At 40.3% G+C, this 25138-nt stretch carries 18 protein-coding genes; 4 read left to right on the top strand and 14 right to left on the bottom strand.

Going from position 1 to position 25138, the window contains the following annotated elements; genetic code table 11:
• Nucleotides 1–49: 49 nt before the first annotated feature.
• The 11 genes from xylF to JBW_RS06550 form a co-directional block, all read right to left on the bottom strand.
• On the bottom strand, nt 50–1129 hold the full coding sequence (gene xylF, locus JBW_RS06600) for a D-xylose ABC transporter substrate-binding protein (protein WP_007956863.1): 1080 nt from the start codon (nt 1127–1129) through the stop codon (nt 50–52).
• Nucleotides 1130–1185: 56 nt separating this feature from the next.
• Entirely contained in the window at nt 1186–2499 is a 1314-nt protein-coding gene (xylA, locus tag JBW_RS06595) for a xylose isomerase (protein ID WP_007956865.1), read from the bottom strand.
• Between the two features lie 42 nt (nt 2500–2541).
• The gene (gene xylB / locus JBW_RS06590) at nt 2542–4032 is read right to left on the bottom strand and encodes a xylulokinase (protein ID WP_007956867.1); all 1491 of its coding nucleotides are present in this window, start codon (nt 4030–4032) and stop codon (nt 2542–2544) included.
• Nucleotides 4033–4262: 230 nt separating this feature from the next.
• A complete protein-coding gene (locus JBW_RS06585) occupies nt 4263–5432 on the bottom strand; it encodes an ROK family transcriptional regulator (protein ID WP_007956870.1) in 1170 nt (389 codons plus the stop codon).
• Nucleotides 5433–5606: 174 nt separating this feature from the next.
• Nucleotides 5607–6530, bottom strand: a complete 924-nt coding sequence (locus tag JBW_RS06580; RefSeq protein WP_007956872.1) for an N-acetylmuramoyl-L-alanine amidase — start codon at nt 6528–6530, stop codon at nt 5607–5609.
• 217 nt (nt 6531–6747) lie between these two features.
• The gene (locus JBW_RS24630; RefSeq protein ID WP_007956874.1) at nt 6748–6978 is read right to left on the bottom strand and encodes a 3D domain-containing protein; all 231 of its coding nucleotides are present in this window, start codon (nt 6976–6978) and stop codon (nt 6748–6750) included.
• 82 nt (nt 6979–7060) lie between these two features.
• Nucleotides 7061–7570 carry a flavin reductase gene (locus JBW_RS06570; RefSeq protein ID WP_007956876.1) on the bottom strand — a complete coding sequence of 170 codons (510 nt, stop codon included), beginning with the start codon at nt 7568–7570 and terminating at the stop codon, nt 7061–7063.
• A 137-nt stretch (nt 7571–7707) separates the two neighbouring features.
• Entirely contained in the window at nt 7708–8079 is a 372-nt protein-coding gene (locus JBW_RS06565) for a hypothetical protein (protein ID WP_007956878.1), read from the bottom strand.
• Nucleotides 8080–8214: 135 nt separating this feature from the next.
• Nucleotides 8215–9099, bottom strand: a complete 885-nt coding sequence (locus JBW_RS06560) for an SPL family radical SAM protein (protein WP_036681088.1) — start codon at nt 9097–9099, stop codon at nt 8215–8217.
• 100 nt (nt 9100–9199) lie between these two features.
• Nucleotides 9200–9967 carry an amino acid ABC transporter ATP-binding protein gene (locus JBW_RS06555; protein ID WP_007956883.1) on the bottom strand — a complete coding sequence of 256 codons (768 nt, stop codon included), beginning with the start codon at nt 9965–9967 and terminating at the stop codon, nt 9200–9202.
• Between the two features lie 15 nt (nt 9968–9982).
• Nucleotides 9983–12349: a hypothetical protein gene (locus tag JBW_RS06550; protein ID WP_007956884.1), complete on the bottom strand. Its 2367-nt coding sequence runs from the start codon at nt 12347–12349 to the stop codon at nt 9983–9985.
• A 331-nt stretch (nt 12350–12680) separates the two neighbouring features.
• On the opposite strand from JBW_RS06550, the gene JBW_RS24625 reads away from it, so the two are divergent.
• Nucleotides 12681–14711, top strand: a complete 2031-nt coding sequence (locus JBW_RS24625) for an ATP-binding protein (RefSeq protein WP_144408430.1) — start codon at nt 12681–12683, stop codon at nt 14709–14711.
• 92 nt (nt 14712–14803) lie between these two features.
• Here JBW_RS24625 and JBW_RS06535 read toward each other — a convergent pair whose 3' ends face one another.
• Nucleotides 14804–15412, bottom strand: a complete 609-nt coding sequence (locus tag JBW_RS06535; protein WP_007956886.1) for a hypothetical protein — start codon at nt 15410–15412, stop codon at nt 14804–14806.
• Nucleotides 15413–15688: 276 nt separating this feature from the next.
• Between JBW_RS06535 and JBW_RS06530 the strand changes: the two genes are divergently transcribed.
• The gene (locus tag JBW_RS06530; protein ID WP_007956887.1) at nt 15689–17494 is read left to right on the top strand and encodes a MutS family DNA mismatch repair protein; all 1806 of its coding nucleotides are present in this window, start codon (nt 15689–15691) and stop codon (nt 17492–17494) included.
• A 184-nt stretch (nt 17495–17678) separates the two neighbouring features.
• Here JBW_RS06530 and nifJ read toward each other — a convergent pair whose 3' ends face one another.
• Nucleotides 17679–21209 (bottom strand): pyruvate:ferredoxin (flavodoxin) oxidoreductase, encoded by a 3531-nt coding sequence (gene nifJ / locus JBW_RS06525; protein WP_007956888.1) that lies wholly within the window; start codon nt 21207–21209, stop codon nt 17679–17681.
• A 552-nt stretch (nt 21210–21761) separates the two neighbouring features.
• Nucleotides 21762–23174 carry an aspartate aminotransferase family protein gene (locus tag JBW_RS06520; protein ID WP_007956889.1) on the bottom strand — a complete coding sequence of 471 codons (1413 nt, stop codon included), beginning with the start codon at nt 23172–23174 and terminating at the stop codon, nt 21762–21764.
• 259 nt (nt 23175–23433) lie between these two features.
• On the opposite strand from JBW_RS06520, the gene JBW_RS06515 reads away from it, so the two are divergent.
• Both JBW_RS06515 and JBW_RS06510 read left to right on the top strand, forming a co-directional pair.
• Nucleotides 23434–23982 (top strand): biotin transporter BioY, encoded by a 549-nt coding sequence (locus JBW_RS06515; protein WP_007956890.1) that lies wholly within the window; start codon nt 23434–23436, stop codon nt 23980–23982.
• On the top strand, nt 23982–25136 hold the full coding sequence (locus JBW_RS06510) for a thiolase family protein (RefSeq protein WP_007956891.1): 1155 nt from the start codon (nt 23982–23984) through the stop codon (nt 25134–25136). The genes JBW_RS06515 and JBW_RS06510 overlap by 1 nt, the downstream gene beginning before the upstream one ends.
• Nucleotides 25137–25138: the final 2 nt, after the last annotated feature.

The following is a 25138-nucleotide window of genomic DNA, read 5'->3' as shown; positions in this document are numbered from 1 at the left end:
CATATTTAAATTGAGCAGGTGGGATACATCCCACCTGCAATTTGAGTGATTACTTAGGCCATTTGTCTTTAGGAACGTTTTTGTATACATCCTCTAATTTATTATAGGCATCTTTTATAACCGTCTCTGCCATGTTTTTGGCATCGACAGCTATAGGCGTCAAGAGAATAGAGGGAACATCTTTACTGCCGTTATTGACTACACCATCTGTTTTGATCTGATCCCCTTTGACGATTTTCACCGCAATTTCCGCTGCTGAAGGTGCTAGAAGTTTAATGGGTTTGTAGACGGTCATGGTCTGTGTTCCTTCTACGATTCTCTGGCAGCTAGCCAATTCAGCATCCTGTCCGGATATAGGTACTTTTCCTGCTAAATTCTGCGCGCCTAGAGCCTGCACGGCACCGCCGGCAGTACTATCATTAGAAGCTACCACAGCATCAATCTTATTATTGTTAGCCGTTAATGCATTCTCCATGATTTTAAGAGCTTCTTCCGGCAGCCAATCTTTTACCCATTGGTCGCCAACGATCTGGATATCCCCTTTGGCGATGAATGGTTTGAGAACATTCATTTGGCCCTCACGAAAGAGTTTTGCATTATTGTCAACGGGAGAACCACCCATTAAGAAATATTTTCCTTTTGGTACCAGGTCAGTAATGGCTTTAGCCTGCAATTCGCCGACCTTCACATTGTCAAAAGAAATATAGTAATCTACATCAGATTTGGTAATTAATCGGTCATAACTTAATACTTTAATGCCAGCCTTATGAGCCTGTTCGATAATCGGAGCCAGAACATCACCATTGTGCGGGATAATGACCAAGATATCTACGCCCTGGGAAATTAAATTCTCGCATTGCGAGAACTGGGTCTGATCATCCCCATTTGCTGATTGGACAACCACTTCTGCACCAAGTTCTTTGGCTTTGGCAACAAACATATCTCTGTCATGCTGCCATCTTTCCAGTCGTAAATCATCCATACTAAGGCCAATTTTCACAGTCTTGTTCTTCTGAGAGGAATCTTTGGAAGCAGTCGTTTCTTGCTTGGTACATCCGACCATCATGAATAAAGAAGTAATGCAGACCAACACCGTAATTAATAATCTCACACTATTTTTCTTAAACACAATCTATTCCCTCCTATTATTAAGATCAATCCCCTATCTCCCCAATTTCCCGCCCATTACACTTCTAATAGATACTGATTCAAAATTCCTTTGATTTGTTCCTGACGCCCCGATTGATTCACAATTGGCTTATTCTGCAGTGCATAGGCTTCTAACGTATGAAAATCTGCGTTGCCTTCTACAATTGCAAGGCCAATCCCCTCCTTAAAGCTGTTGTATCGTTCCCCAATTATATTTTCAAATACCTGATCTTCCTTTAGTTGGGCAGCAACTTTTAATCCTCTGGCAAAAGTATCCATCCCGGCAATATGGGCATAGAATAGATCTTCCGGCTCAAAGGATTCCCGGCGTGGCTTAGCATCGAAATTCAGACCGCCCTTACCCAAACCTCCGTTTTGCAGAATCTCATACATCGCCAGCGTAGTTTCATACAAGTCTGTGGGAAATTCATCCGTATCCCAGCCTAGCAGCATATCTCCCTGATTGGCATCAACGGATCCCAGCATACCGTTTATGCGGCTTATCCTTAATTCATGCTGGAAGGTATGACCGGCCAACGTAGCATGATTGGCTTCAATATTCATCTTAAAATAGTCCTGTAAATTGTAATTCCGCAAAAATGCCATGGCCGTTTGCGCATCAAAATCATATTGATGTTTCGTCGGTTCTTTCGGTTTGGGTTCAATTAGAAACTGACCGGTAAAGCCGATTTCCTTGGCATATGTCACTGCCATATGGAAAAATCGCGCCAAATTATCCAGTTCCAGTTTTAAATCCGTATTCAATAAGGTTACGTAGCCTTCACGTCCGCCCCAAAATACATAGTTATCTGCTCCCAATTCCTTGCCTGTTTCCAGCCCTTTTTTCACTTGAGCTGCTGCGTAAGCAAATACATCCGCATTGCAAGTAGTAGCCGCACCATGAAGAAAACGAGGATGGGTAAACATATTCGCCGTATTCCAGAGCAATTTGGTCTTACTTGTCTTTAAATACTCTTTCATCATAGTAATGATCTGATCTAGATTCGCATTTGTTTCCTCAAGTGTTGCACCTTCCGGGGCAATATCCCGGTCATGAAATGCAAAGAAAGGAACATCCAATTTGTCAAACAGTTCAAAGGCTGCTTCCACTCGTGCCTTGGCTCTATCCATTCCCCTATAGGTGTCCCAAGGTCTTAGCATCGTCTCACTGCCGAATGGATCGGAACCATCATGAGTAAACGTATGCCAATAAGCAACTGAAAACCGTAAGTGCTCCTCCATGGTTTTGCCGGCCACCAATTCTTGCGGATTGTAATACTTAAAAGCCAGCGAATTTTGAGATTTAGGGCCCTCATAGATAATTTTTTTTACCCCACTAAAATACTCCATTTTTTCCCCTCCTATTGTTATATAGTTATATAGCTGCCATCCTTAGATCACACTGAGTTTTTCGAAGGAATCTTGAAGAGCACCGTACAATTGATGGTAAACCCCATATAAAGAATTGTATTTTTCTATATTAGCCGCAATCGGCTCCGTTTGTTCCACGGTTTTGATCATCACGCCGCACGCCTCTTCCACTCCGGCAAACTCTCCGGCCCCCACTGCAGCCAATATGGCAGCGCCAAAAGCAGGTCCTTCTACCGAATTCACCACATGGATGGGCAACCCCAAAATGTCAGCCAGTATTTGACGCCATAAAACACTCTTGGCCCCACCACCGCTCACTCGTACCTCATGAACGGGAATGTTTTGCTCCCGGATGATTTCTAAGGAATCGCGCAAGCCAAAACCGACACCTTCCAAAATAGCTCGAGTCATATGCCCTCGACCATGGGTCATAGTCAGCCCCACAAAAGTTCCCCTAGCATTTGGGTCACTATAGGGAGTTCGTTCTCCCATTAGATAGGGCAAAAAGAGCAATCCTTCGCTCCCAGGCGAAACTCTTGCTGCTTCTTCCAACAAGGCAGCATAACCAGCATCATCTAATTGACAGACCTCTTCGACCCACCATTTCAAGCAGGAAGCAGCAGATAGCATGACTCCCATGACATGCCATTTTCCATTGGCATGACAAAAAGAGTGGAGGCGATTTTCGCTGTCAACAGAATAATTCTCCTGGCAGGCAAATACCACACCGGAGGTACCTAATGCCACCGACACCGTACCGACCGTTACCACACCTGTACCTACCGCGCCGCTCGCCTGATCACCACCGCCCCCGACAACGATAGTACCACTATGAAGTCCCGTTTCCTGTGCAGCCTGCTTTGTTAGGCTGCCCGTTACCTCATAGGATTCATAACATGTAGGCAGTTTTTCCTCTGATAAACCCAGAATGTTAAGCATTTCTGACGACCAACAACGATGGCCTACATCAAAAAACAAGGTTCCCGATGCATCGGATGTATCTGTTGCATATTCCCCTGTCAATTTCCATCGTATGTAATCTTTGGGCAACAAAACGTGCTCGATTTGCTCATAAATCTCTGGACGATTCTTCCTTACCCATAGAACTTTAGGAGCGGTAAACCCTGTAAGTGCCTTATTGCCTGTATATTCGGATAACTTTGGTCCTAATCTTTCACTTAGCTCATCACATTCATCCTGAGTACGTTGGTCACACCATAATAAGGCCGGCATCAGCACATGATTGTCTTTATCAAGCAGGACCAAGCCATGCATCTGCCCACTTAAGCCAATTCCCTCCACTTTACTTGGCATGTTTTGAGGCTCAGTCAAAATCTCTCGGATTCCCTCACGAACAGCATTCCACCAATCTATAGGACTTTGTTCCGCCCAACCGACCTTAGGATAATAGACAGGATACTCTTTTGATACTGTTCGTAATACAGTTCCCGCTTTATTTAGTAACAGCAGTTTTACAGAAGATGTGCCTAAATCAATTCCTAAAAAGCTCATTCCGCCCTTATCCCCCCTTGATCATTCGACAACTTTTTCCTTACTTCTACATAAGTTCGTTGCTCCGATAAACTAACTAAATAAAAAAATATAGCGAAATGGTATCACCTCCCTTAGATTCATGCTATTATCTTCATTGTTTGTTGGTCAGGTAAACTAATTCGATGTTTACATGCATATTCCTGCTAACTAAAACTAAATATTTTAGTTAGCAGCTGCAAAAAGCATATTCATGAAACCGGTGATGCATAGAGTCTGGAAATGACCAATGCAGCAGCTCCCATTGCACAGGCATGCATATTAAGTTGAGAAGGCAGGATTTTCACCGAAAAATATTTAGAAGCAAAACAGCGTTTCCCAGCCTCTTTCCTCAATTCATCCATCAGAATATCACCAGCTAAAGGCAGACTATTTCCAATGATGACAAGCTGAGGATTGAATGCATTAATAAGATTAGCCACGCCAATACCAAGGTATTTACCCACATACTCAAATGCCCGTCGAGACACATCGTCCCCTGCAATAGCGTTATCTATAATATTAAATATGGTCAATTCTTCCACACATATATGCTCTTTCATATAGCGAAATAGGGCTTTTTCCGAAGAATATTCTTCTAAGCAGCCTGTATTGCCACAAGAGCAAGGTATCCCGTCAAGAGAGACTGTCATATGCCCAATTTCACCTGCCAATCCCCTTGACCCGCGATAAAGTTCATTATTAATAATAATTCCCGCTCCTATTCCCGTGCCTGCACTAATGTATAAGAACTCATCTGCTCTTTTCCCTGCGCCGAACCATTTTTCCCCAATGGCACCAGCATTCGCTTCATTATCAATAAACACCGGGACGCCAAATTTCTGCTCAATAATTGATCTAAGTTCAATATTCTCCCACCCTAAATTAGGTGCCGATAAAATCAGTCCCTGTTCATAATTTACAATACCCGGGACACCAATTCCGATGCCAATGATACCGCGAACCGTCTGGGATGCATTCTCAATCGTTTCCTGAATTAAGGTTTGCAAATCGGCAATTCTTTGCCCCGGTGAGTTATGGGTGTGCTGTAAATCAATGCGCTTTTCCCAAATAATTTCCCCTGCAAAGTTTGTCATAATACTTAAGATGTAATTGACTCCTAAATCAATCCCGATAATATTGCCAACCTCTTTATTGATAGAAAGATTAACCGGCTTTCGACCGCCTTGTGATTCACCCGTTCCCATTTCTAAAACCAACTCTTCTGTAAGCAGTTCATCCACTAAAGCAGACACTGTTGACTTATTGAGTCCGGTGACTTTCGCAATTTCTGCCCTAGATATGGGTCTTTTTTTATATATGGTATTTAATACAATCATTTTATTAATCTGTTTTACTAACACTTGATCAGCAGTTTTCATATTATCCTCTGTCCTGTTCCTATATTTGCAACAATTAGTTTATCGAACAAACAAACTATTGTTGTTATTCTTTCGTTGCACTCCTCCTAGATTCCTGCTCACTAATTTTATTTTCATAAATTTTTGTAAAAGAACAGGAAGCAAACATATTTGACCAAAACTGGGAGTAGGCTTCTATAAGCCTACTCCATTATATTGATACCAAATTGCTTTTCCACGTAAAACATTGCCGCCTTCCCCTTCTGCAACACCAGGTATATACCACAAATCCCATCGCTCCCAACTAAAACCAGGTCCATATTTTCCATCAGGATAACCGTTGCTTTCGTAGCTCGGATTTAGACCATCGAGATTGTTTGCTGCTTCTGCATGGGTCATAACACGATAAATATCGACTGTCAAATCCAGTGCCTTACACAGCACAGCGATCACTTGACTCATGGATTCGATCTGCATCGCTGTTGGCGGTTCACTGCCAAAATTATCTGTCGTCGCACCATAACAGCAAGCTAAACAAATACCAATGGAAGCTGTATTTCTCTTATAGGTATGGGATTTTGTTTGCGAGAAATCATTGGTAGTAACGTGAACGCTGCCATCCTGATCGATATTAATATGATAATCATCAAAGAATTGACCATAGTGGTCTCCTGACCAGTGCAGATATAATTTTACATCCCGATTCATGCTGTTGGCTGCCGACCAAAGAGTGTTTTTGCTTTGCAAGGCCAGTTGCTTCAGCTCTGTCAGTGTTACTTGTCTTGTGGCTGTTCGGTTGGATGAATCGATGGATTGCTGTACTTTACGAATCTCAGCAACTTCCATATCAGTAACCCAGCCAATGAGTATCGATGGAATTACAAATTTTTTCCAACCTAATGTTTCATTTATTTGCTGTATAGCTCGATTTCGCTTGTCACTGTTTTCCATTTTATCTGCAAATGCATCCAGCTCCAAAATGATCCTTCGGATCACTCCTTTTAGCTTGCTTTCAGATAACGTAGCAAACAACACAAAGAATGCCATCATCGATACATTGGCCGCTAGAAGAGATCCTAAAACCCAGAAAAACAATTGAAACTCACTTGGAATCAACATAAAAAGAGCCCTCCTTTCTGATTTTCAAATCCCATTCCTAGATCCTCTCTTTTCTATCCTATGTAAGATTGCAAAACAAGGTGACAATGTCTTATTCCGACGATATACCACTATACAATTGATTCATCTTTACTTAAAAAATACAACCTTAGCCAAATGTTTGGCTAAGGTTACTATGATCCTATTATTCTGCTGTGCAGCGAGAAAGGCTATGGAATTATGCCTGATTTCTACTGTTTTGCGACGGAGTCTGCAACACATATACTTTCACCGGTTTAATACCAAATCGATAGGCTTCTTTCATTGTCCATTTTGCTATATCAATCCGATGCCCCTTAATCGCTCCGCCTGTATCCTCGGCTACCGCGAGGTTAAAAACCTCTGTGCTCTCTGTGTCCTCTGCGGTTAACGTCCCCCTAACTTTATAACTTATCTGATAAAAAAACACTGGAGATTCCAGTGTTTTTTTTAATAGTATCTAAGTTATGTAGTAGACAACAGCGATGGGTTTTATACCAGCAAAGTATTCATTACTTTTTAACAAGAATTTTAGTAACTTCTGCAATATATAAAGTATGGTGATCCTTATCAAGGTACCATTTTTCGTTAAGATCTTGCGCGATAAAGCATTCGGGTTTATATTCTTGTGCATATAATTTTTTGCAAAGAATCGCTATATTTGCTTCTTCAAAGAGCGGAATGCCATCTGCATGAAGGACCGTCAAATTAGATTTTCCTATTTTATCTTCATCTCTGCCAGACTTTGCTCCAAGATAACTTAAGGTTTTTCTAAAACTTTCATCAAAAAAAGTGAGGGAAAAGGTATCTGATTGATCGATAAACTCTTTAGTGAAGCGTTGTGGGCGAATCACAATGTAAGCGACATTTTTTGCCCACATTACACCAAATCCACCCCAAGAAGCGGTCATAGTATTCTGCTTTCCCTCTTTTTCTGCAGTAATCAGCATCCAGTCTTTTCCTATCATTTTAAAAGGGCTCTGTTCAAATTCCTCAGGTTTAATCTCATTAAATATAGTCATAACTATGATCTCCTTTGTTTTTCATTTTGCTTTACAAAATCCTTATGTATATATGATAATATAAATATATGAAGAAGTATAGTATGCACCTTTTTGTGTGCTACTATCCAAAAGGAGAGTACCAAACCAAATGTGCTTTAACGTTTCCACCATATGCAGCTAGCCCATAGTACGCCCCATAATGCTGTTAAAGCTTGGTACTCCTGAATCGTTTTAAATGTTGCCAATATATATAGCAGCCCGACAAGCACCCCCAAAGCAAACAAATCATATGCCATTCGCCATGCTTTAGATCGCTTGGTTACTGTTTTCTTAGGAACTATTGATTTATACCATGGTTCAGGTGCAACGATCATGATTTGCTGTTTAGTATTATGACCATGCACCATTGCTTCATTGATAACAGGCAAAGGTTGAGTATCGCCTAAATACTCTTTTAATTTCTGGCCACAGTAACGACAGTATTTTGCATTATAAGAAGGTTTCTTACCACAAAAATCACAATACATGATTACCTCACATACTCGTTTTTTCTATAGGATTCCCAATATTTATAGTTTTTCTTTCATTGAGACGAAAAATAATAACAATAAAGTCCTGCAGAATCTCTTTTGAGTTCTTGCAAGACTTTATAATATTTTGATCTAGAACAATGAAAACTGATTGTCCTCATACCCTTTTTTATAGCCTTTGATAATATCATCCATTCTATAAAGAATTCCAAATCGATTACATTGATTTTTAAACAACTGCCACAGCAGCTTTGCGTTTGGTGAAGGGCACTCATATTCGTTGCCAAACTGACGGATGTATTTTTGCCGAAGAGCAGGAAAGTGTTCATCAAGTTTTTGATAATACCATTCTCTCTGATTCTGCCTTAAGGTTACTCCAAACAAGGGATATATAAACTTAGCTCCATTTTCATGTGCATGGCGAATAATCTCACTGATATTATGCTCATTATCCTCTAAAAATGGAAGTACGGGCATAAGTAATATCCCAGTAAAAATCCCATTCTCTGAAAGCTGTCTAATGACAGAAAATCGCCTGGAGGAGTCTGCTACATTCGGCTCTATTTTTTTACAAAGTATATCATTCGCAGTGGTAATGGTCATTTTGACAATCACTGGCGAATGCTTTTTTATTGACTTTAGTAAACCAATATCTCTTATGATCAAGTCACTTTTGGTTGCAATACAAAGACCAAAACGGTTAGCATGTATTAACTCTATAGCACCTCTTGTTAAACCATATTTCTTTTCAAAAGGATTGTATGGATCGCTCATTGCACCGGTTCCTACCACTCCAGTCCTGCGTTTTGATTTCAGCTCCGATGAAATCAAGGCAAGAGCATTCTCCTTTGCCCTTACCTCATCAAAATTTTCCACTTGATAGCATCTACTGCGGCTGTCGCAGTAGATACAACCATGGCAGCAGCCTTTGTAAATATTCATAGTATAATTTTTCCCAAACCAATTATCACCAGTATCATAACCAGATATAATTGTTTTTGCAGGTATAAATTCCATTTTATAAATCACTTTCAACAATAAAAATTAGAGCATTCTTAATTTTATCATTAAGCAACTTTTTCGGCAAGACTGTCAGTAAGACATTGAACTCTTACCTTTAAAGCTTACCTGATAAGCTTTGTGCACTGGTATTCATCTGATACTCAATCAATTCTTTATACTTTTTTCCAATATCCGAGACAGGACTAACAAACACCTGTGAGGGTTTGCCTTCTTCCACAATTCTTCCATTATCCATAAGTACAATTCGATCAGCCACCCGTAGGGCAAAAGGCAATTCGTGAGTTACTACAAGCATAGTACTGGAACGATAACGGGCCAGCTCCTCCATTACTACTAATACTTCACGTACTAGAATTGGGTCTAAGGACGCAGTAGGCTCATCCCACAGCATAAGCTCCGGCTCATAAGCCAGCGCTCTAGCAATTCCTACACGCTGCTGCTGCCCGCCTGACAGCTGATCTGGTTTGTGATCCAGATGGTTATCTAAACCAACCTTACGCAACGACTCCATTGCCCGACTTTCAGCATTTTCCCGTTTCACGCCGCTCATCACTAATCCCAACATAACATTCTCAAGGGCGCTTAAACGTCCAATCAGATTAAAATGCTGAAATACAAAACCAATCCGTTTGCGAGCTTGTCGCAATTCATCCGGATCCATTGCAAGAATATTGGATTCATTTAGCATGATAGAGCCGCGATCCGGCTCTACTAAACGGTTAATTGTGCGAATGGCAGTTGATTTCCCGCATCCAGATGGTCCCATTAGTACAACGGTTTCCCCGGTTTTTACCCTAAGATTAAATTCATTAACAGCTACTAAACTGCCAAATTGTTTATAAAGATTTTGAATAACAAGCATCTTAATCCACCCAGCTTATTTAAACTTCATTTTACGGCGATTCATGGTCTGTAAGAGTCCCGGGCGCCCACTGGGTATGACAATTTCTCGCATTACCTCATCAAAAGATAGTCCAAGTGACTCCCCAGCAGTTAATTCATCAATGGCAATTGGACTAATTTTTTCTGCATTATTGGCAAGCAATAACCCCATAACCGCTCCTAGAAATGGTACGCCAATCCACGGCAAATTGGGAATTCCACCGCCAGACAAGACAAACATTGCCGTAAGCAATAGTGCACCAACCCCCATACCATAGATACATTCCGGTGCAGTAAAACTATTTTTTACACCTTGCACCACTCGTCTGACCCCTTTAGCTCGAGGTGCTTGATTGACTGCCCGTTTTCGACGAATGACGGTCATAATGGCTGTATGATCAAGAGTCAAGAATATCATCACAGCAATCAGCGAAACCATGCCGGCTAAAATTGCTTTCACTTGCATCAAAATCGTCATAACTTCGGCCCGGGGATCAGGCTCAATGATACCCACAGCAGAAGTATATAATGACACATTGTTATGCCCTACTACTCGATAGATAATAGGTCCTGCAAAGTCCGTTGTAATATTGTTTTTTGTCAATATTTGAATACGCTGACTGGGTATTACCTGTCCTGCAATAAACTGATCCATTAAATTGGCTGATCGGCTGATTTCCTCATCTTTCAAGTTTGGAACAGCCGCTCCCAGATACTGTAACTGAGCTGCAATAAGGGGTGTGTTAAATTGCTGCAATTGAGCAATGCCATTACCAGTTTCATTAAGAGTCTGGCGAGCTCCATTCACATCAAAAGTACGTAAATTAGTGACCATACTATTGCCATTGGCTACGATCCCATCAATAGCTGCCCGCGCCCGTCGGGCATCAGCTGCCACATTATCAACTGCGCTCAGTGTATTTTGCAGAGTCACTAAATTTTGCTGTGTTGCAGTCAGTTCATTAATGGAAGATGATACCTCAGGATTTAATAATCGGATAATTTGCAAGGTGCTGACAAGGCTGCCCATCGCACGTGAAGAATTCGTCAATTGCAACTGAATGGCACTGGTATCGAGCTTTGCTAAACCACTTGTCGCTGCTTCAATCGTTGTTTCTGCCTTAGCCAAGCTGCTTAAAGTCTCTTCTACCGCAGTAATACTGCCGCTATAACTATTCAGCGCATTATTGGCAACGCCAGTCATATTTTGAGCATCTTGAGCGATCTTGGGAATTTGAAGAACCAAGCTCGATGTTTCTTTCAAGGCATTTCCTAATTGAGTGCGAGGATTGTGAAAAACGGCTGTTCCGACAAGATTTCCAATAACATTATTGATAACAGCATGTCCTTGCCCATTGGCTGCTTGGGTTCCATCACCTTGTATAACCATCCCTTCAGCTGAACCACCGCTCTTTACCATTGTTACTTTTACTAACACGTTTGCGGAATCCAGGGGCACACCAGAAACAAGCTCACTGGCAGCCGTTCCCTGAAATGCAATGGTATCACCAAGCATAAACGTAACTCCAGCTGCTGGAGTAATAGTAGCCTTGGTAGCAAAAGCAGTCAAAAAACGTTTTAGCTCGATCATCGAACTCACTAAATACACCATATCACTACTTTTGCTGTCCACGGAAACGCTTTCAGCGTAACCAACTGCCTTTTCCTCTCGCATTGCATTGGCAATCTGCTCACCTAAACGCATAGAGTTCTCAGGTTCACTACCAACTGGAAATGCAATATCAATTGTATGATACTGGCTGAGTAATTTTTCAATCTCGGCATTGACAGAAGCCGATTTACTAATGGATTGAATAATAACAGTAACGGAACCGCCATCACGAAAAGCAAATAGCACGCCATCAATCTGCATAATTTGTTCAATGATTGTATTTTTTGCTCCTTCTGGCACCGCCTTTAAGGTTACTCGTGGTTCAGTCATAATACTAATCCCCGAACGACCTGGAACACTGCCAAAAATACTGTCAATGCTTTCATAGGTTTGTTTTGTTTTATTTTGTGCTGGTAGGCCCACTAAAAAACTGGTCAGCCCGTTTAAGGTTGGCCCCTCTTTTATTTTTCCCCCAGGAAAAACTTGTTCAATTACTTTTTCAATCTGAGCCTGACCATTTTGTTTCATCTCTTCTCTTACATTGACCAGCAGATCAAATTCTCCATAATCGCCAACAAGGGAAGATATAGTTTCAGAAAAGTATGTATTTGCTGACATGGCGATTAGATTCGCCAAGGATGATCCAATGATAATACTAACGATCAAGAGTATCAAAATATCACGGTTAAAAGAGTTGGAAAAGAAAGTACGCACAAATGTTTTACGTGTTTTAGCTAACACAGCTGCCACCTATACTCCCCCTCATAACTTCCCCAATTAAAGCAACTTATACTGGTCTAGGCTATAAGTAATACCTGCCGATATGTAAGAGTATCTGCAGGTTCTTCTTTTCTTAGTCATCAAAGAAGAAATTTTATTGACTCGGCTTGCTGACCTTTGACTCTTTAGATTCCCATAATTAAAATTATGGGAATCTAAAGGAAATGTCCTCCTATAAAACGAAATGTATCACAGTATCATTTCTTTCAATGTTATATGAACTTATCTACAATTTTAATTAGCAATTACACTACTAGAAGAAGACAGGTTTTTTAAATTTGAAGATTAGCTGCTAAGGAGTGTGGATGAATTAATGTATGAAAATCTAGACGATCAGTCTAATGAGCTAACAGTTATGAAAAAGATGCACAATATCAGTCTATGCGTTATGCGTCAAGAAGAAATGAAAAAAATCTTCGGCGAAATCATTGAAACAGCAATATGGATCATACAAGCCGATAGAGGTACCCTTCAACTTCTTGATGAGAGCTCCGGTGTTATTCGAATAATTGCTCACCGTGGCCTTGATCACTCCTTTCTTAGTTACTTTGACAACACCCACAAAAGTCAAACTGTTTGCGGTTTGGCTCTTAAGTGCTGCGAACATATAATTATTGAAGATATCACCCAAAATCCCTTTATCGATTCTCAGTCCCTAGAAGTCATGTTAGCGGCTGGTATACGATCCATGCAATCCATCCCTATATTCAGTCATACGGGGCAACTGTTGGGAATTTTATCGACCTATCACCGTACTCCTCACCAGCCAGATGCTAAATCCCTTCAATTATTGGATTTACTAGCACAGCAAACGCTGGATATCTTTAAACATACGCGTGCTGCAGTCTCCTATTGGTGGGTTCACAAAAAATTAGAAAATACGATTGATGAGCTTCACACAGAAAATCTGGTTAGAATCGAAGCGCAAAAAAAAGCAGCTTCCGCCTACGACCAAATTCACCAAATGTTAGAACGTATTACAGATGGTTTTTTCGCATTAGATAATGAATGGCGGTATACCTACATTAATTCCGTTGCAGAAAAATTCTGGTTTTGTAATTCCCAAGATATGTTAGGCAAAAAAATATGGGATTGTTTTACGAGTGTCCAACCCTATTATGATGAGTACCATAAAGCCAAGAAAGAAAATATTGCCGTCCATTTCGAAGCAAAGTCAAACAGTACTGATGCATGGCTAGAGGTACATGCCTATCCTTCACCAGAGGGGCTCTCCATCTATTTTCGAGATATAACAGAGCATAAAGCGATTGAACAAAAAGAGCTGGAATATAGAAAATTGCTTGAGGAACAAATTCTTTTATTAAACCTAGACCCTGATTACACATTTATACACGACCTGAACGGGAAAATCAGCTTTTGGGGGCAAGGCGCTGCACGAGGCTACGGATGGACACAAGACGAGGCCTTATCTAAGATATCCCAGACCTTGCTCAAAACCCATTTTCCCATCCCAATTGCCAGCATCAATGAAGAAGTGCTTGCTAAAGGAAAATGGGTGGGAGAACTTGTGCATACAACTAAAGACCATAAACAAGTAACAGTAAGAAGCTGCTGGCTTCTACGTAGAAAAACAAGCGGCGGCTCTCAGGAGATCATTGAAATCGATAAGGACATAACAGAAGAGAAAAAGATACGGGAGGAATTAGGCCGACTTGATACAATGAAGCTGGTATCTCAAATCGCAGCAGGAATATCCCACGAGATTCGTAATCCGATGACGACTGTGCGGGGATATCTACAGCTACTCGCGCAAAAAAAGAATTACTCTGAGGAAAAGTCTAAATTTGAACTTATGATTGAGGAATTAGATCGGGCCAATCAGATCATTACTGAATTCTTATCCTTAGCCAAGAATAAAACAGCACCTTTAGTTACTCATGACTTGAATGAAGTCATCCGCACTCTCACTCCATTGCTGGAAGCTGATGCTGCTTCCCAGGCTAAGTCTTTACGAACGCACTTATATCCTAATATGCCTACCATCCTATTGAATACGAATGAAATCCGGCAACTCATCTTAAATTTAGTTCGCAACGGCTTTGAGGCCACTGGAATTAACGGCAAGGTCAGTATATTAACCTATCTTGAGGATGGGCAAGTCGTCTTAGCTATTGAAGATAATGGCTGCGGCATCCCTGCTGATATAGTAAAAGATCTGGGTACCCCCTTTCTAAGTACTAAGGCTAGCGGAACCGGGCTTGGCATCCCCACTTGTTATAACATCGCAAGACGTCATAATGCTGCAATTACGGTTAATACACAGGAAGGGGGAACTACCTTTTATATTCAATTTCCAGTTGCCAAAATATGAGTACTGCAAACTTAAAACAGCAATCAGCTAAGACAAGGCTGAATTACAAAAATAATTTGAGCCAGTATCTAAGTTCTAGATACTGGCTCAAATTATTTTTGTATTGTCTTACGTAAAGCATTTTTCACGCAATAAGCAGTCAAGATTAAACCTAGATAGGCAAGACACTCATCAAATTCTTCCATATTCTGAAGATGTAAATACCTTTCGCCTAGCTCTGCAAATACAAATGCAAAAATCGTAATTACCAGCTCAGTGACGGGAAATCTGCGCTCTTGCACTAGCTTATAGGGAATTTTATATAAGCCGTATTTAATGACCCCACATAGCCACACTACTATTATTACTGCAATTAATGGATTGACAAAGGGACCATAAGGCAATTGGGATAGTGGAAGAAAAGAAGGGCCATCAATAGCATGAAAACCACTGGGATAAAATACTCTCCCCCAGCTTAATTCTCTGCCAATCATCAATAACCATAAAGGTATCGCCCAAATCAGAAAGCGAGCCGCAGGAATATCTCCGGCCGACCTGGCTTCCTGCCGCCATACGCAGGTTAAAAGTAGACCGAGTGCTAATATGGCAACCTGCAGCCATTCTAACAGACTATTTTCCCACCCCCATGAAACAGGTAAATAAGGGGTAATAAAATATGACAACAAAACACCCACAAGTAAGAACCATTTACAATATTTCAATTTAAAACCTCCGCTCAAGTGAAATAAATGACTATTTAGTCAATAAAAGATACACTACTATTAAAATAGCAACATATCCAATTCTACCACTTAGCAATAGTTTCCACAAGACTAAACATGACTCTGCTTAAAACAAAGAATACCCCCAGATATTCCCTTACAAAATACTGCACTTACACCAATACTTTAAAGGGTTTTAAACTCAAATGGTAAATAATATTAATAATTAGACGATCTAAATCATTCTGTGGTTTGTTCAGTAATAAAGGAGGACATATGTCAATCAATACTAAATTTATAAATCGCTTGCAGCACTATCAAGATCAAAAAGAAAAGCAAATCAAGCGATTTAATCGGACTAGCAATATACGAATGCTCGTGTTTTTAATAGGCGCAGGAGTTACTGGCTTTTCATTTCTTAAAGCTGAATCCCTTTATGGGTATTCTGCCTTATTTCTATCCCTTCTTCTCTTTGGTTATTTTGTTTTCAAGCATCAAAAGATCAGAAGAGAACTCAATAAGCTCATCTGTAAAATTAAAATAAATGAAAAGTATCTTAGCCGAATGGATGGAAGCTGGATTGATTTTACAGATAACGGGCAGGAATTTATAGATCCTAATCATCCCTATACAAGTGATTTGGATGTCTTCGGAGCAAAATCCTTGTTTCAGTGGATGAATGTTACTTATACTTTCCATGGCAGAAAGCAATTACGAGATCTTCTTGCTGCTCCTGAGAAAAATATCCCACTTATAAAAAAACGTCAGAATTCTGTAACGGAAATGGCACAAAAGGACAAGTTCGTAGAAGAATTACAGTGCATAGGCATGCTTACCGCTGAAGTTAAGAATGATCCGGATACTTTGATTGCTTACGCAGAAGAATCCTCTCCGTCATATACGAAGTTGCTGCAAATTATATTCTATATCGTACCTGCAGCAACAATTCTAACGATGGTTTTATTTTTTAATGGCTTTTCGATTTCGATTTATGTACCGCTAATTCTAATTATTATACAAATGGTGATTACAGCCATTGGATTTTCAAAGAATGCATTGACCTTATATACGGTGTTTCAATTTAAAGAAAAAATTAAAGCGTTCCATCACTTCATTCAACTAATTGAACAAGAAAACTTTCAAAATGGACACTTAATGCACCTGCAAACAGAATTGTATCACGCTGAGAAATCTGCCTCACTGCAAATAAAACAGCTTGAAAGAATTGTTGCTGCAAGCGAGCTTCGTTATAATTTCATTTCATTTTGTCTTATGAACTTTCTCTTACTGTGGGATTTTCATTGTGTATTTGCATTAGAAGCTTGGAAGAAAGAAAATGGTAAAATGATCCGAAAATGGTTTCGAATCATCGGCGAATTTGAAGCAATTGCAAGTCTGGGTGTCATTTTACAAATACATCCACAATGGGCTTTTCCTGATTTCGTAGAACAGAACCTAGCATTTTCCGCAACAGACATTGGACATCCCTTACTCGTTGAAGATAAAAGCGTACGCAACAATATTGAAATCAAAAATAATCTCTGTGTCATAACCGGATCGAATATGTCAGGAAAGACGACTCTATTACGGACAATTGGAATCAATCTTATTTTGGCTTATTGCGGAGCTCCTGTCTGCGCTACTAAGCTGGAATGCTCCATTATGAATATTTTTACGTCTATGAGAATCAGCGATGATTTAAACAGCGGTATATCCACCTTCTACGCTGAACTGCTGCGCATAAAAATGATAATCGATTTTTCACACAAAAAGCAGGACATGATCTTTTTGATTGATGAAATATTTCGCGGCACCAATTCAATCGATAGGCTGGTTGGAGCTACCAGCGTGCTAAAGAATTTAAATAAATCATGGGTAATTGGGTTAATTTCCACCCATGATTTTGAACTCTGCAATCTAGAAGATGAAGCTGGTAATAAAATCATGAATTATCATTTCACCGAAAGCTATGTAAATAATGAAATACAGTTTGACTATAAACTTCGCAGTGGACGCTGCACAACTACCAATGCAAAATATTTGATGCGAATGGTGGGCATTGAATTGTATGATTCTAAATAGACAATTACTCTTATATAGCGTCAAAGCTCTTACAAAATTAATAACTTCTGCAAGAGCTTTGGCGTTATATTGGTGGCACTATGCTCAAAAAGGAGTTTTTCATTGGCATAGACTGCAATTTTGGTGGATGTTGATCATTTCTTCTATAAGAATGTAGACCACTACATTCTCATAGTTCATTCATTTACTTCTTTGCTGCCATTTCTTTATAAGCTTCGTATTTTTCTCTAGCCGCTTTTTCTGCTGCTGTAAATAATTCTTCTGCTTCTCCAGGAAAATTTATTACCAAGGATGAGTACCGTACTTCTCCCATCAGGAAATCTCTAAAATTTGCTTTCGGTTCTTTCGAATCCAGAATAAATGGATTTTTGCCCTCTTCTTTAAGCATTGGGTTATATCGATACAGATGCCAATATCCTGCTTCAACTGCATTTTTGGATTCCAACTGGGTACAACCCATTCCTTTAGTCAATCCATGACTAATACATGGCGCATAGGCAATAACAAGTGATGGTCCTTTAAATTGTTCAGCTTCTTGCAATGCTTTGACTAATTGTGATTGGTTGGCTCCCATAGCAACCTGTGCAACATATACATAACCATAGGTCATGGCCAACATACCAAGATCCTTTTTCTGAATCTTTTTCCCTGATGAAGCAAATTGCGCCACTGCACCAATAGGAGTAGCCTTTGAAGATTGTCCGCCTGTGTTGGAATATACTTCTGTATCAACCACTAAAATATTAACATCTTCTCTGGATGCAAGCACATGATCTAAGCCGCCATAACCAATATCATAAGCCCAGCCATCGCCTCCATACATCCACAAGGATTTTTTTACAAGATGCTCCTTGTTATTCAATACGTATTCTTTTAAAGCTAAATCTTCGTCACTAAGATCTGCTGACTCCAAAGCCTTCACTAAGGAATTGCTTACGACTTTACTTACACTACCTTGGTCAATATTTTCCAGCCATTTACTGATTGCGGTTTTGAGTATGTCATCCTTCGTAAGCGTTGACAACTCTTCTAACTTCATAGCAAGTCTTTGTCTTTGCTGTTGAACCGCTAAGCACATACCCAAACTGAATTCAGCATTGTTTTCAAATAAAGAGTTTGACCATGCAGGGCCATGCCCATCTTTATTGACGGTATACGGGAAGCATGGTGCAGCTGCGCCCCAGGCTTGTGTACAGCCGGTTGCATTCGCTACATACATTCGATCTCCATAAAGCTGGGTCATCAGTTTCATATAGGGTGTTTCACCACAGCCAGCACATGCACCAGAAAACTCAAGGAGGGGCTGTTCGAATTGACTTCCTTTTACACTAAATTTATCTAAGGGGTTTTCTTTGTGGGAAAGTTTCAATGAATAATCCCAGTTTTCGATCTCCGCTTTTTGACTTGCCAAAGGCTTCATAGCAAGTGCTTTTTCTTTTGCAGGACAAACTTGTACACAACTTCCGCAACCATAGCAATCTAGTACATCTACCTGCATTCTATAGTTATACTTTCCGAAGCTAGGTCCGCCATTGGCTTTTTTAGTCTTATATCCCTGGGGTGCTGCTGCTGTTTCTTCTTCGGTGACTAAAAAAGGTCTGATGGCCGCATGAGGACAAACAAAGGAACACTGATTACATTGGATACAATTATCAGCAATCCACTCCGGAACATCTAAAGCAATACCTCGCTTATCATAAGCAGATGTTCCCAAAGGGAATGTACCGTCTGCTCTTGCAGCAAAGGCGCTAACAGGAATATCATCACCTTTTTGTGCATTGATCGGAATCATAATATTCTTAACAAAATCGGGCAGATCTTTATTTGCAGCCACGACCGTGTCCACCGCATCAAGCCAAGATGCCGGAACTTTAACTTTTTCCGCACCAATTACCCCTTGATCTACAGCAGCATTGTTCATATGAATCACTTTCTCGCCCTTTTGACCATAGGACTTGAGGATTGCTGCTTTCATGTATTCAACGGCCTGGGGCACAGGAATAACTTTTGCTAATTTAAAGAAAGCTGCCTGCAATATAGTATTAGTACGGCTTCCCAAACCAATTTCTTTCGCAATATGAGTTGCGTCAATAATATAAAATTGGATATTCTTTTTTGCCAAAGCTCTCTTTACACTTGCTGACAGGCTTTCTTCTAGCTCATTTCCCTTCCAGCTACAGTTTAATAAGAAGATGCCATTATCTTTAATATCACTTACAATATCGTATTTATCAATATAAGAAGGATTATGACAAGCTACAAAATCTGCTGTTTTTACATAATAACTAGAGCGAATCGGTGTTTTACCAAAACGTAAATGTGATTTTGTAATACCGCCAGATTTCTTCGTATCATATTCGAAATAGGCCTGAACATACAGATCTGTATGATCCCCAATGATTTTAATCGAATTTTTATTGGCACCAACAGTACCGTCTGAACCAAGGCCCCAAAACTTACAGCTAATAGTTCCTTCAGCAGCAAGATCTAATTCTTCTCCTACAGTTAACGATAAATAAGTAAGATCATCATGAATGCCTACGGTAAAATGGTTTTTGGGCTCATCTTTTATCATGTTATTATAAACAGCTACAATTTGCGCTGGGGTAACATCCTTTGAAGATAGTCCATAACGTCCAGCAAAGATTTGAGGTCTTACAGCCTTATCAATAAATGCCGAACAAACATCCAAGTACAATGGCTCACCCAACGCACCCGGTTCCTTGGTTCTATCCAATACAGTCACTTTCTTTACTGTTCTTGGCAAATCTTTTAAGAAATGCTCTAATGAAAATGGTCTGTACAGGTGAACTTGCAGATATCCTGTTTTTTGTCCCTGCTTATTTAATGCATCAACAGTTTCTTGAATGGCTCCACTTACAGAGCCCATGGCAACAATTATATATTTGGCATCTTCTGCACCATAATAATTAAATAATTTATAATTTCTGCCTGTGAGTTTATTAATTTTATTCATGTAATTTTCTACAATACTAGGTAGTCTATCATAGTATGGATTGGACGCTTCTCTTGCCTGGAAGAAAACATCTGAATTTTCTACCCCGCTTCTCATCACAGGTCTTTCTGGATTCAAAGAATTTTTACGGAAGTCTTCCAAAGCTTCTTCATTTAACATGCTGCTCAAATCTTTATAATCGATACATTCCACTTTTTGAATTTCATGAGACGTCCTAAATCCATCAAAGAAATGCATAAAAGGGACACTACTTTCGATAGCTGCAAGATGTGCAATACCTGCTAAATCCATAACTTCTTGAACACTGCCCGTAGATAGCATCGCAAAGCCCGTTTGCCTACAAGCCATAACATCGGAGTGATCGCCAAATATCGAAAAAGCATGAGTTCCTACTGTACGTGCAGTTACATGAAGTACACCCGGCTTCAGTTGTCCTGATAATCTATACATTGTTGGTATCATTAAAAGCAGTCCTTGGGATGCGGTGTAAGAAGTGGTCAACGTCCCTGCTTCTAAGGAACCGTGCATAGCACCAATTGCCCCTGCTTCCGATTGCATTTCTACCAATCTTACTGTTTGACCAAATAAATTTTTCTTACCTTTTGCCGACCATAAATCTACATGTTCTGCCATTGGAGATGACGGCGTGATTGGATATATTGTTGCAACTTCGGTGAATGCATAAGAAATATATGCTGCTGCTTCATTGCCATCCATTGTTTTCATTACTTTACCCATAAACTTACCCCTTTCAGCATAATCTTAATTCATTCAGTATATCGATATACTGTCAACCAGTTTCTAAATATTCTACACGAATTTTTTATATACTACTTTAGAAATACAGTAATTTACCCTTATAAATGTGACCCTTTATTTTAGGAGAAAGGACTTCAAAGTAATCATACTTTCAATGCGGCATTGCAAATACCTCTATATCTGACATGGAATATTTATATAATAACAGATATTGGAGTGGTACATTTTAAAGATCCTTATCTGGCAATGACACTACAAAGTCATGATTCCATTGATACATGTATAAAACATGATATTCAATTCTCAGATAAAATGTTATAAATACTTAAAGTTCTATTCAATGTAGCGTAAACATATTCCTAAAGCTATTTTTTTGTGATTCAAATTCTCTTACAAGTAAAAAATCTCGCTTCTAAATAATCCTTGAATTACAAAAAGATACTATTTGCTCATAATGAACAAATAGTATCTTTTCATTTATTATAACAAAAATAGAGTGTCTTTGTAGGATATACCAGGTTTATTCCATGTTTATGATCTGCCGATCAAATTCCCCAAAATCGTTTTACTGCTGGCTATCACCATATCGCCAAAGCCCTTATTATTTGCGAAAATTTCATCTAAAGCTGCCAGTAATTTGTCGAGCTGTTCATAAGATACAATTAGAGGTGGCTCTAAGCGTATTACATTCGGATTATTCAACGTATAAGCTGTAATGATCCGATGTTTATTTAAAAGCTCTCCTGCGACCATAGCACCTAAATATTCATTGGCTAATTTTTCTAATGCTCCCCCTGTCAGCCGATTGAGCAGCCCCTTCTCAGGCTGAGCAAATTCAAGTCCAATAATAAGGCCTCTGCCGCGAACCTCTTTTAGAAAGGGATATTTCTTCTGCAGCTCCTTCAACTTCTCCATGAGATATTCTCCCTTTTCGGCTGCCTGGCGGGATAAATCATCTCTAAACAGAATTTCTAAGGTGGTAATTCCGGCTGCTGCCGCCCGGGAATTTCCACCGAAAGTAGAAGTATGCAGTGTTCCCTTTTCAACACTGCCATAGGCTTTTTTCCATATCTCTTCGGTTGTGGTATAGGCAGCTAATGACGTTGATCCGCCCCCAAATGATTTGGACAGACATAAAATATCGGGAGCAATGTTATCCTCCTCGCAGGCAAACAGCTTTCCTGTACGTCCAAATCCGGTTTGGATTTCATCCAGAATTAGCAGTGTATTATAATTGCTGCAAATATCCCGAACTTTTTTCAAATAACCTTCCGGTGGAACAATGATTCCGGCTTCGCCTTGAATGGGCTCTACGATAAAAGCCGCTACATCATACTGACTCAAAGCTTTTTCCAGAGCTTCGGCATCTCCATAAGGAATAAAATCTACACCTGGCAGTAAGGGTTCAAAAGGCTTCCTATATTTCTCTCGACCTGTTACCGACAAAGCCCCGAAAGATTTGCCATGAAAAGAACTCTCACAAGAAATAAATTTGATTCTTCCGGTCGCGGCTCTAGCTAGTTTTAAAGCCCCTTCCACTGCTTCTGCCCCACTATTGCAGAAAAATGAGTACTGCAGTTCTCCAGGAGTGAATAGGGCTAAATTCCGTCCTAAGGCTCCTGCTATAGGATTTAAAGATGCTTGCAGCAAATTGGGAAGTTCCTGCACTGCTTCAAGCGCTGCATTGATTTCAGGATGATTATGACCTAGATTCAACGCCCCATATCCCCCTAAAAAATCTAAGTATTCATGTCCTTCTCTATCCCATATCGATACCCCTTGCGCTTTCACAAAGGACTTGTCAAAATTCAAAAGCCCCATAAGATTGACTAACTCCGGATTGATAAATTTCCGATGATTATCCCGATTTTCCTCCCGGGATAACTCCATCGCTTCCCTAAGTCCTAAAAACCCAGGCATTACCTCTCTGATTTGTCTTTCCACTGCTATTCCTCCTTATCTAAAACATGTGCACATATTGTACACACTCATTTATTAAAATATTCTCCATACTAGCAGTTATTCCCTCTAAATCTTCTCATTCTCCAATTGAAAGAATGATTCAGTTTTACCCAACCAACTTTAGTTAACCTTTTTGATTTATATGGTTGACTAGATGATCTGATTCATTTATACTTTTTCTTGAGTTATGAATATTAGAACGGCTAAAACGTATTTTTTACGCTGATCAGGGAGGAAAATAATGTCAAGAAGAAATAACGTAACTGATTTTGTTTATGCAGCACTTTTCGCAGCTTTAATCGCAGTACTCGGACTAGTTGCCATACCACTGCCAATTAGTCCTGTTCCTGTCACAGGTCAGTCTCTGGCTATTATGCTGGCAGGCAGCATACTAACAGTAAGACAAGCTGCTTACAGCGTATTGACCTTTCTACTGCTTGGTGCTGTAGGCGTGCCTGTCTTTGCAGGTATGACAGGGGGAATTGGCATTATTGTTGGTCCGAGAGGTGGATATCTCCTTGGCTTCTTAGTAGGAGCCATTGTGATTGCCCTATTAAAGGGACAACACAACAACAAATGGCGCCTGGCTCTCGTAAATGTACTAGGTGGTATCATTATTGTTTATACTTTCGGAGTACTATGGTTGGGTTTTGTTACAGGCATGGGATTAGAAAAGGCCTTCACTGTCGGTGCTCTTCCCTATATACCAGGAGATTTATTTAAAGCCTTTGTCGCAACGGTTGTGGGCGCAGCTGTAAATCGACAACTCCAAAAAGCTGGATCGCGCTGATGAATCCAGTATATATGATTGGTGGTCTGAGAACCCCCATCGGAAAAACGGACGGATTTTTAAAAGATCTACTGCCTGAACAACTCGCATCTATTATCTTAAATGAAGTAATTCATAAATACAACCTATCGCCAAATGACATCGATCAAGCCATCTTGGGAAATGCGGTAGGCCCGGGCGGTAATATTGCCAGGGTTTCGGTGCTTGCAGCAGGCTGGCCGTATAGTATTCCTGCCATTTCCGTTGATACCCAGTGCGGTTCCGGATTAAGTGCTATTAATTTGGCCGTTAGTCAAATCCAATCGGGTCAGACCGAACTAGTACTCGCCGGAGGCGTCGAAAGCACGAGTTTGGCTCCTAGACGGCAGTTCAATCCTGCTGACCCGCGCTTTCAAGGGGAACATGTGTATTACGAAAGAGCCCCTTTCTCCACTCCAGCAGTCGGTGATCCAGAAGTCGGGGATGCAGCAGAATACCTTGCAGAATATCTGTCCATTTCTCGAGAAGATATGGATGCATTAGCTCTTGAAAGTCATAGAAGAGCCTCTATGACAAAAGAACAAGATGTATTTAAGGATATCATCACGCCTATCCAAACAGCAGGCAAAGTCATTCATTCCGATGAATGTATCAGAAGCCGTATGAGTCTGAAACTCTTAGAACGAATGCAACCGGTTTTTAAGGCAGAAGGCAAAATCACAGCGGGAAATACCTGCTTAAAACATGATGGAGCCGCCCTAATTCTCCTGGCCTCTTCAAATGCGCTAAAAAAATATAATTTAAAACCACAAGCAATGATAACTGGTACAGCAAGCTGTGGCTGTGACCCCAACCTTTTCCCATTAGGACCCGTTGACTCCATTCAAAAATTATTGCGGCAAAACAAATTACAGGTAAAGGATATCGATGCCCTTGAAATTAATGAGGCTTTTGCCGTAAAAATCCTGGCCTGCTGCCGTCAATTGAATTTTAGCCTGGATAAGACCAATATACTGGGAGGTGCCTTAGCCTATGGTCATCCCTACGGAGCCTCTGGAGCAATCATCTTACTGCATTTACTAAAAGCCTTGCAGCAAGTAGACGGCCAGCGCGGAATTGCTGCGATCGGAGCCGTGGGAGGCATGGGAATTGCAACCCTTATTGAAAGGTGTTAAAA

The organism is Pelosinus fermentans JBW45 (assembly GCF_000271665.2).
Taxonomy (GTDB): domain Bacteria; phylum Bacillota; class Negativicutes; order DSM-13327; family DSM-13327; genus Pelosinus; species Pelosinus baikalensis.
This window is presented reverse-complemented; position numbering and strand designations above follow the sequence as displayed.

Bases quoted from the DNA above. Each gene is read 5' to 3' on its own strand.
- JBW_RS06585 (WP_007956870.1), bottom strand. From the start codon at position 5,432: ATGAAAACTGCTGATCAAGTGTTAGTAAAACAGATTAATAAAATGATT.
- xylB (WP_007956867.1), bottom strand. From the start codon at position 4,032: ATGAGCTTTTTAGGAATTGATTTAGGCACATCTTCTGTAAAACTGCTG.
- JBW_RS06515 (WP_007956890.1), top strand. From the start codon at position 23,434: ATGTCAAGAAGAAATAACGTAACTGATTTTGTTTATGCAGCACTTTTC.
- nifJ (WP_007956888.1), bottom strand. From the start codon at position 21,209: ATGGGTAAAGTAATGAAAACAATGGATGGCAATGAAGCAGCAGCATAT.
- JBW_RS06510 (WP_007956891.1), top strand. From the start codon at position 23,982: ATGAATCCAGTATATATGATTGGTGGTCTGAGAACCCCCATCGGAAAA.
- JBW_RS06555 (WP_007956883.1), bottom strand. From the start codon at position 9,967: ATGCTTGTTATTCAAAATCTTTATAAACAATTTGGCAGTTTAGTAGCT.
- JBW_RS06580 (WP_007956872.1), bottom strand. From the start codon at position 6,530: ATGTTGATTCCAAGTGAGTTTCAATTGTTTTTCTGGGTTTTAGGATCT.
- JBW_RS06530 (WP_007956887.1), top strand. From the start codon at position 15,689: ATGTCAATCAATACTAAATTTATAAATCGCTTGCAGCACTATCAAGAT.
- xylA (WP_007956865.1), bottom strand. From the start codon at position 2,499: ATGGAGTATTTTAGTGGGGTAAAAAAAATTATCTATGAGGGCCCTAAA.
- JBW_RS06565 (WP_007956878.1), bottom strand. From the start codon at position 8,079: ATGTATTGTGATTTTTGTGGTAAGAAACCTTCTTATAATGCAAAATAC.
- JBW_RS06570 (WP_007956876.1), bottom strand. From the start codon at position 7,570: ATGACTATATTTAATGAGATTAAACCTGAGGAATTTGAACAGAGCCCT.
- JBW_RS06560 (WP_036681088.1), bottom strand. From the start codon at position 9,099: ATGGAATTTATACCTGCAAAAACAATTATATCTGGTTATGATACTGGT.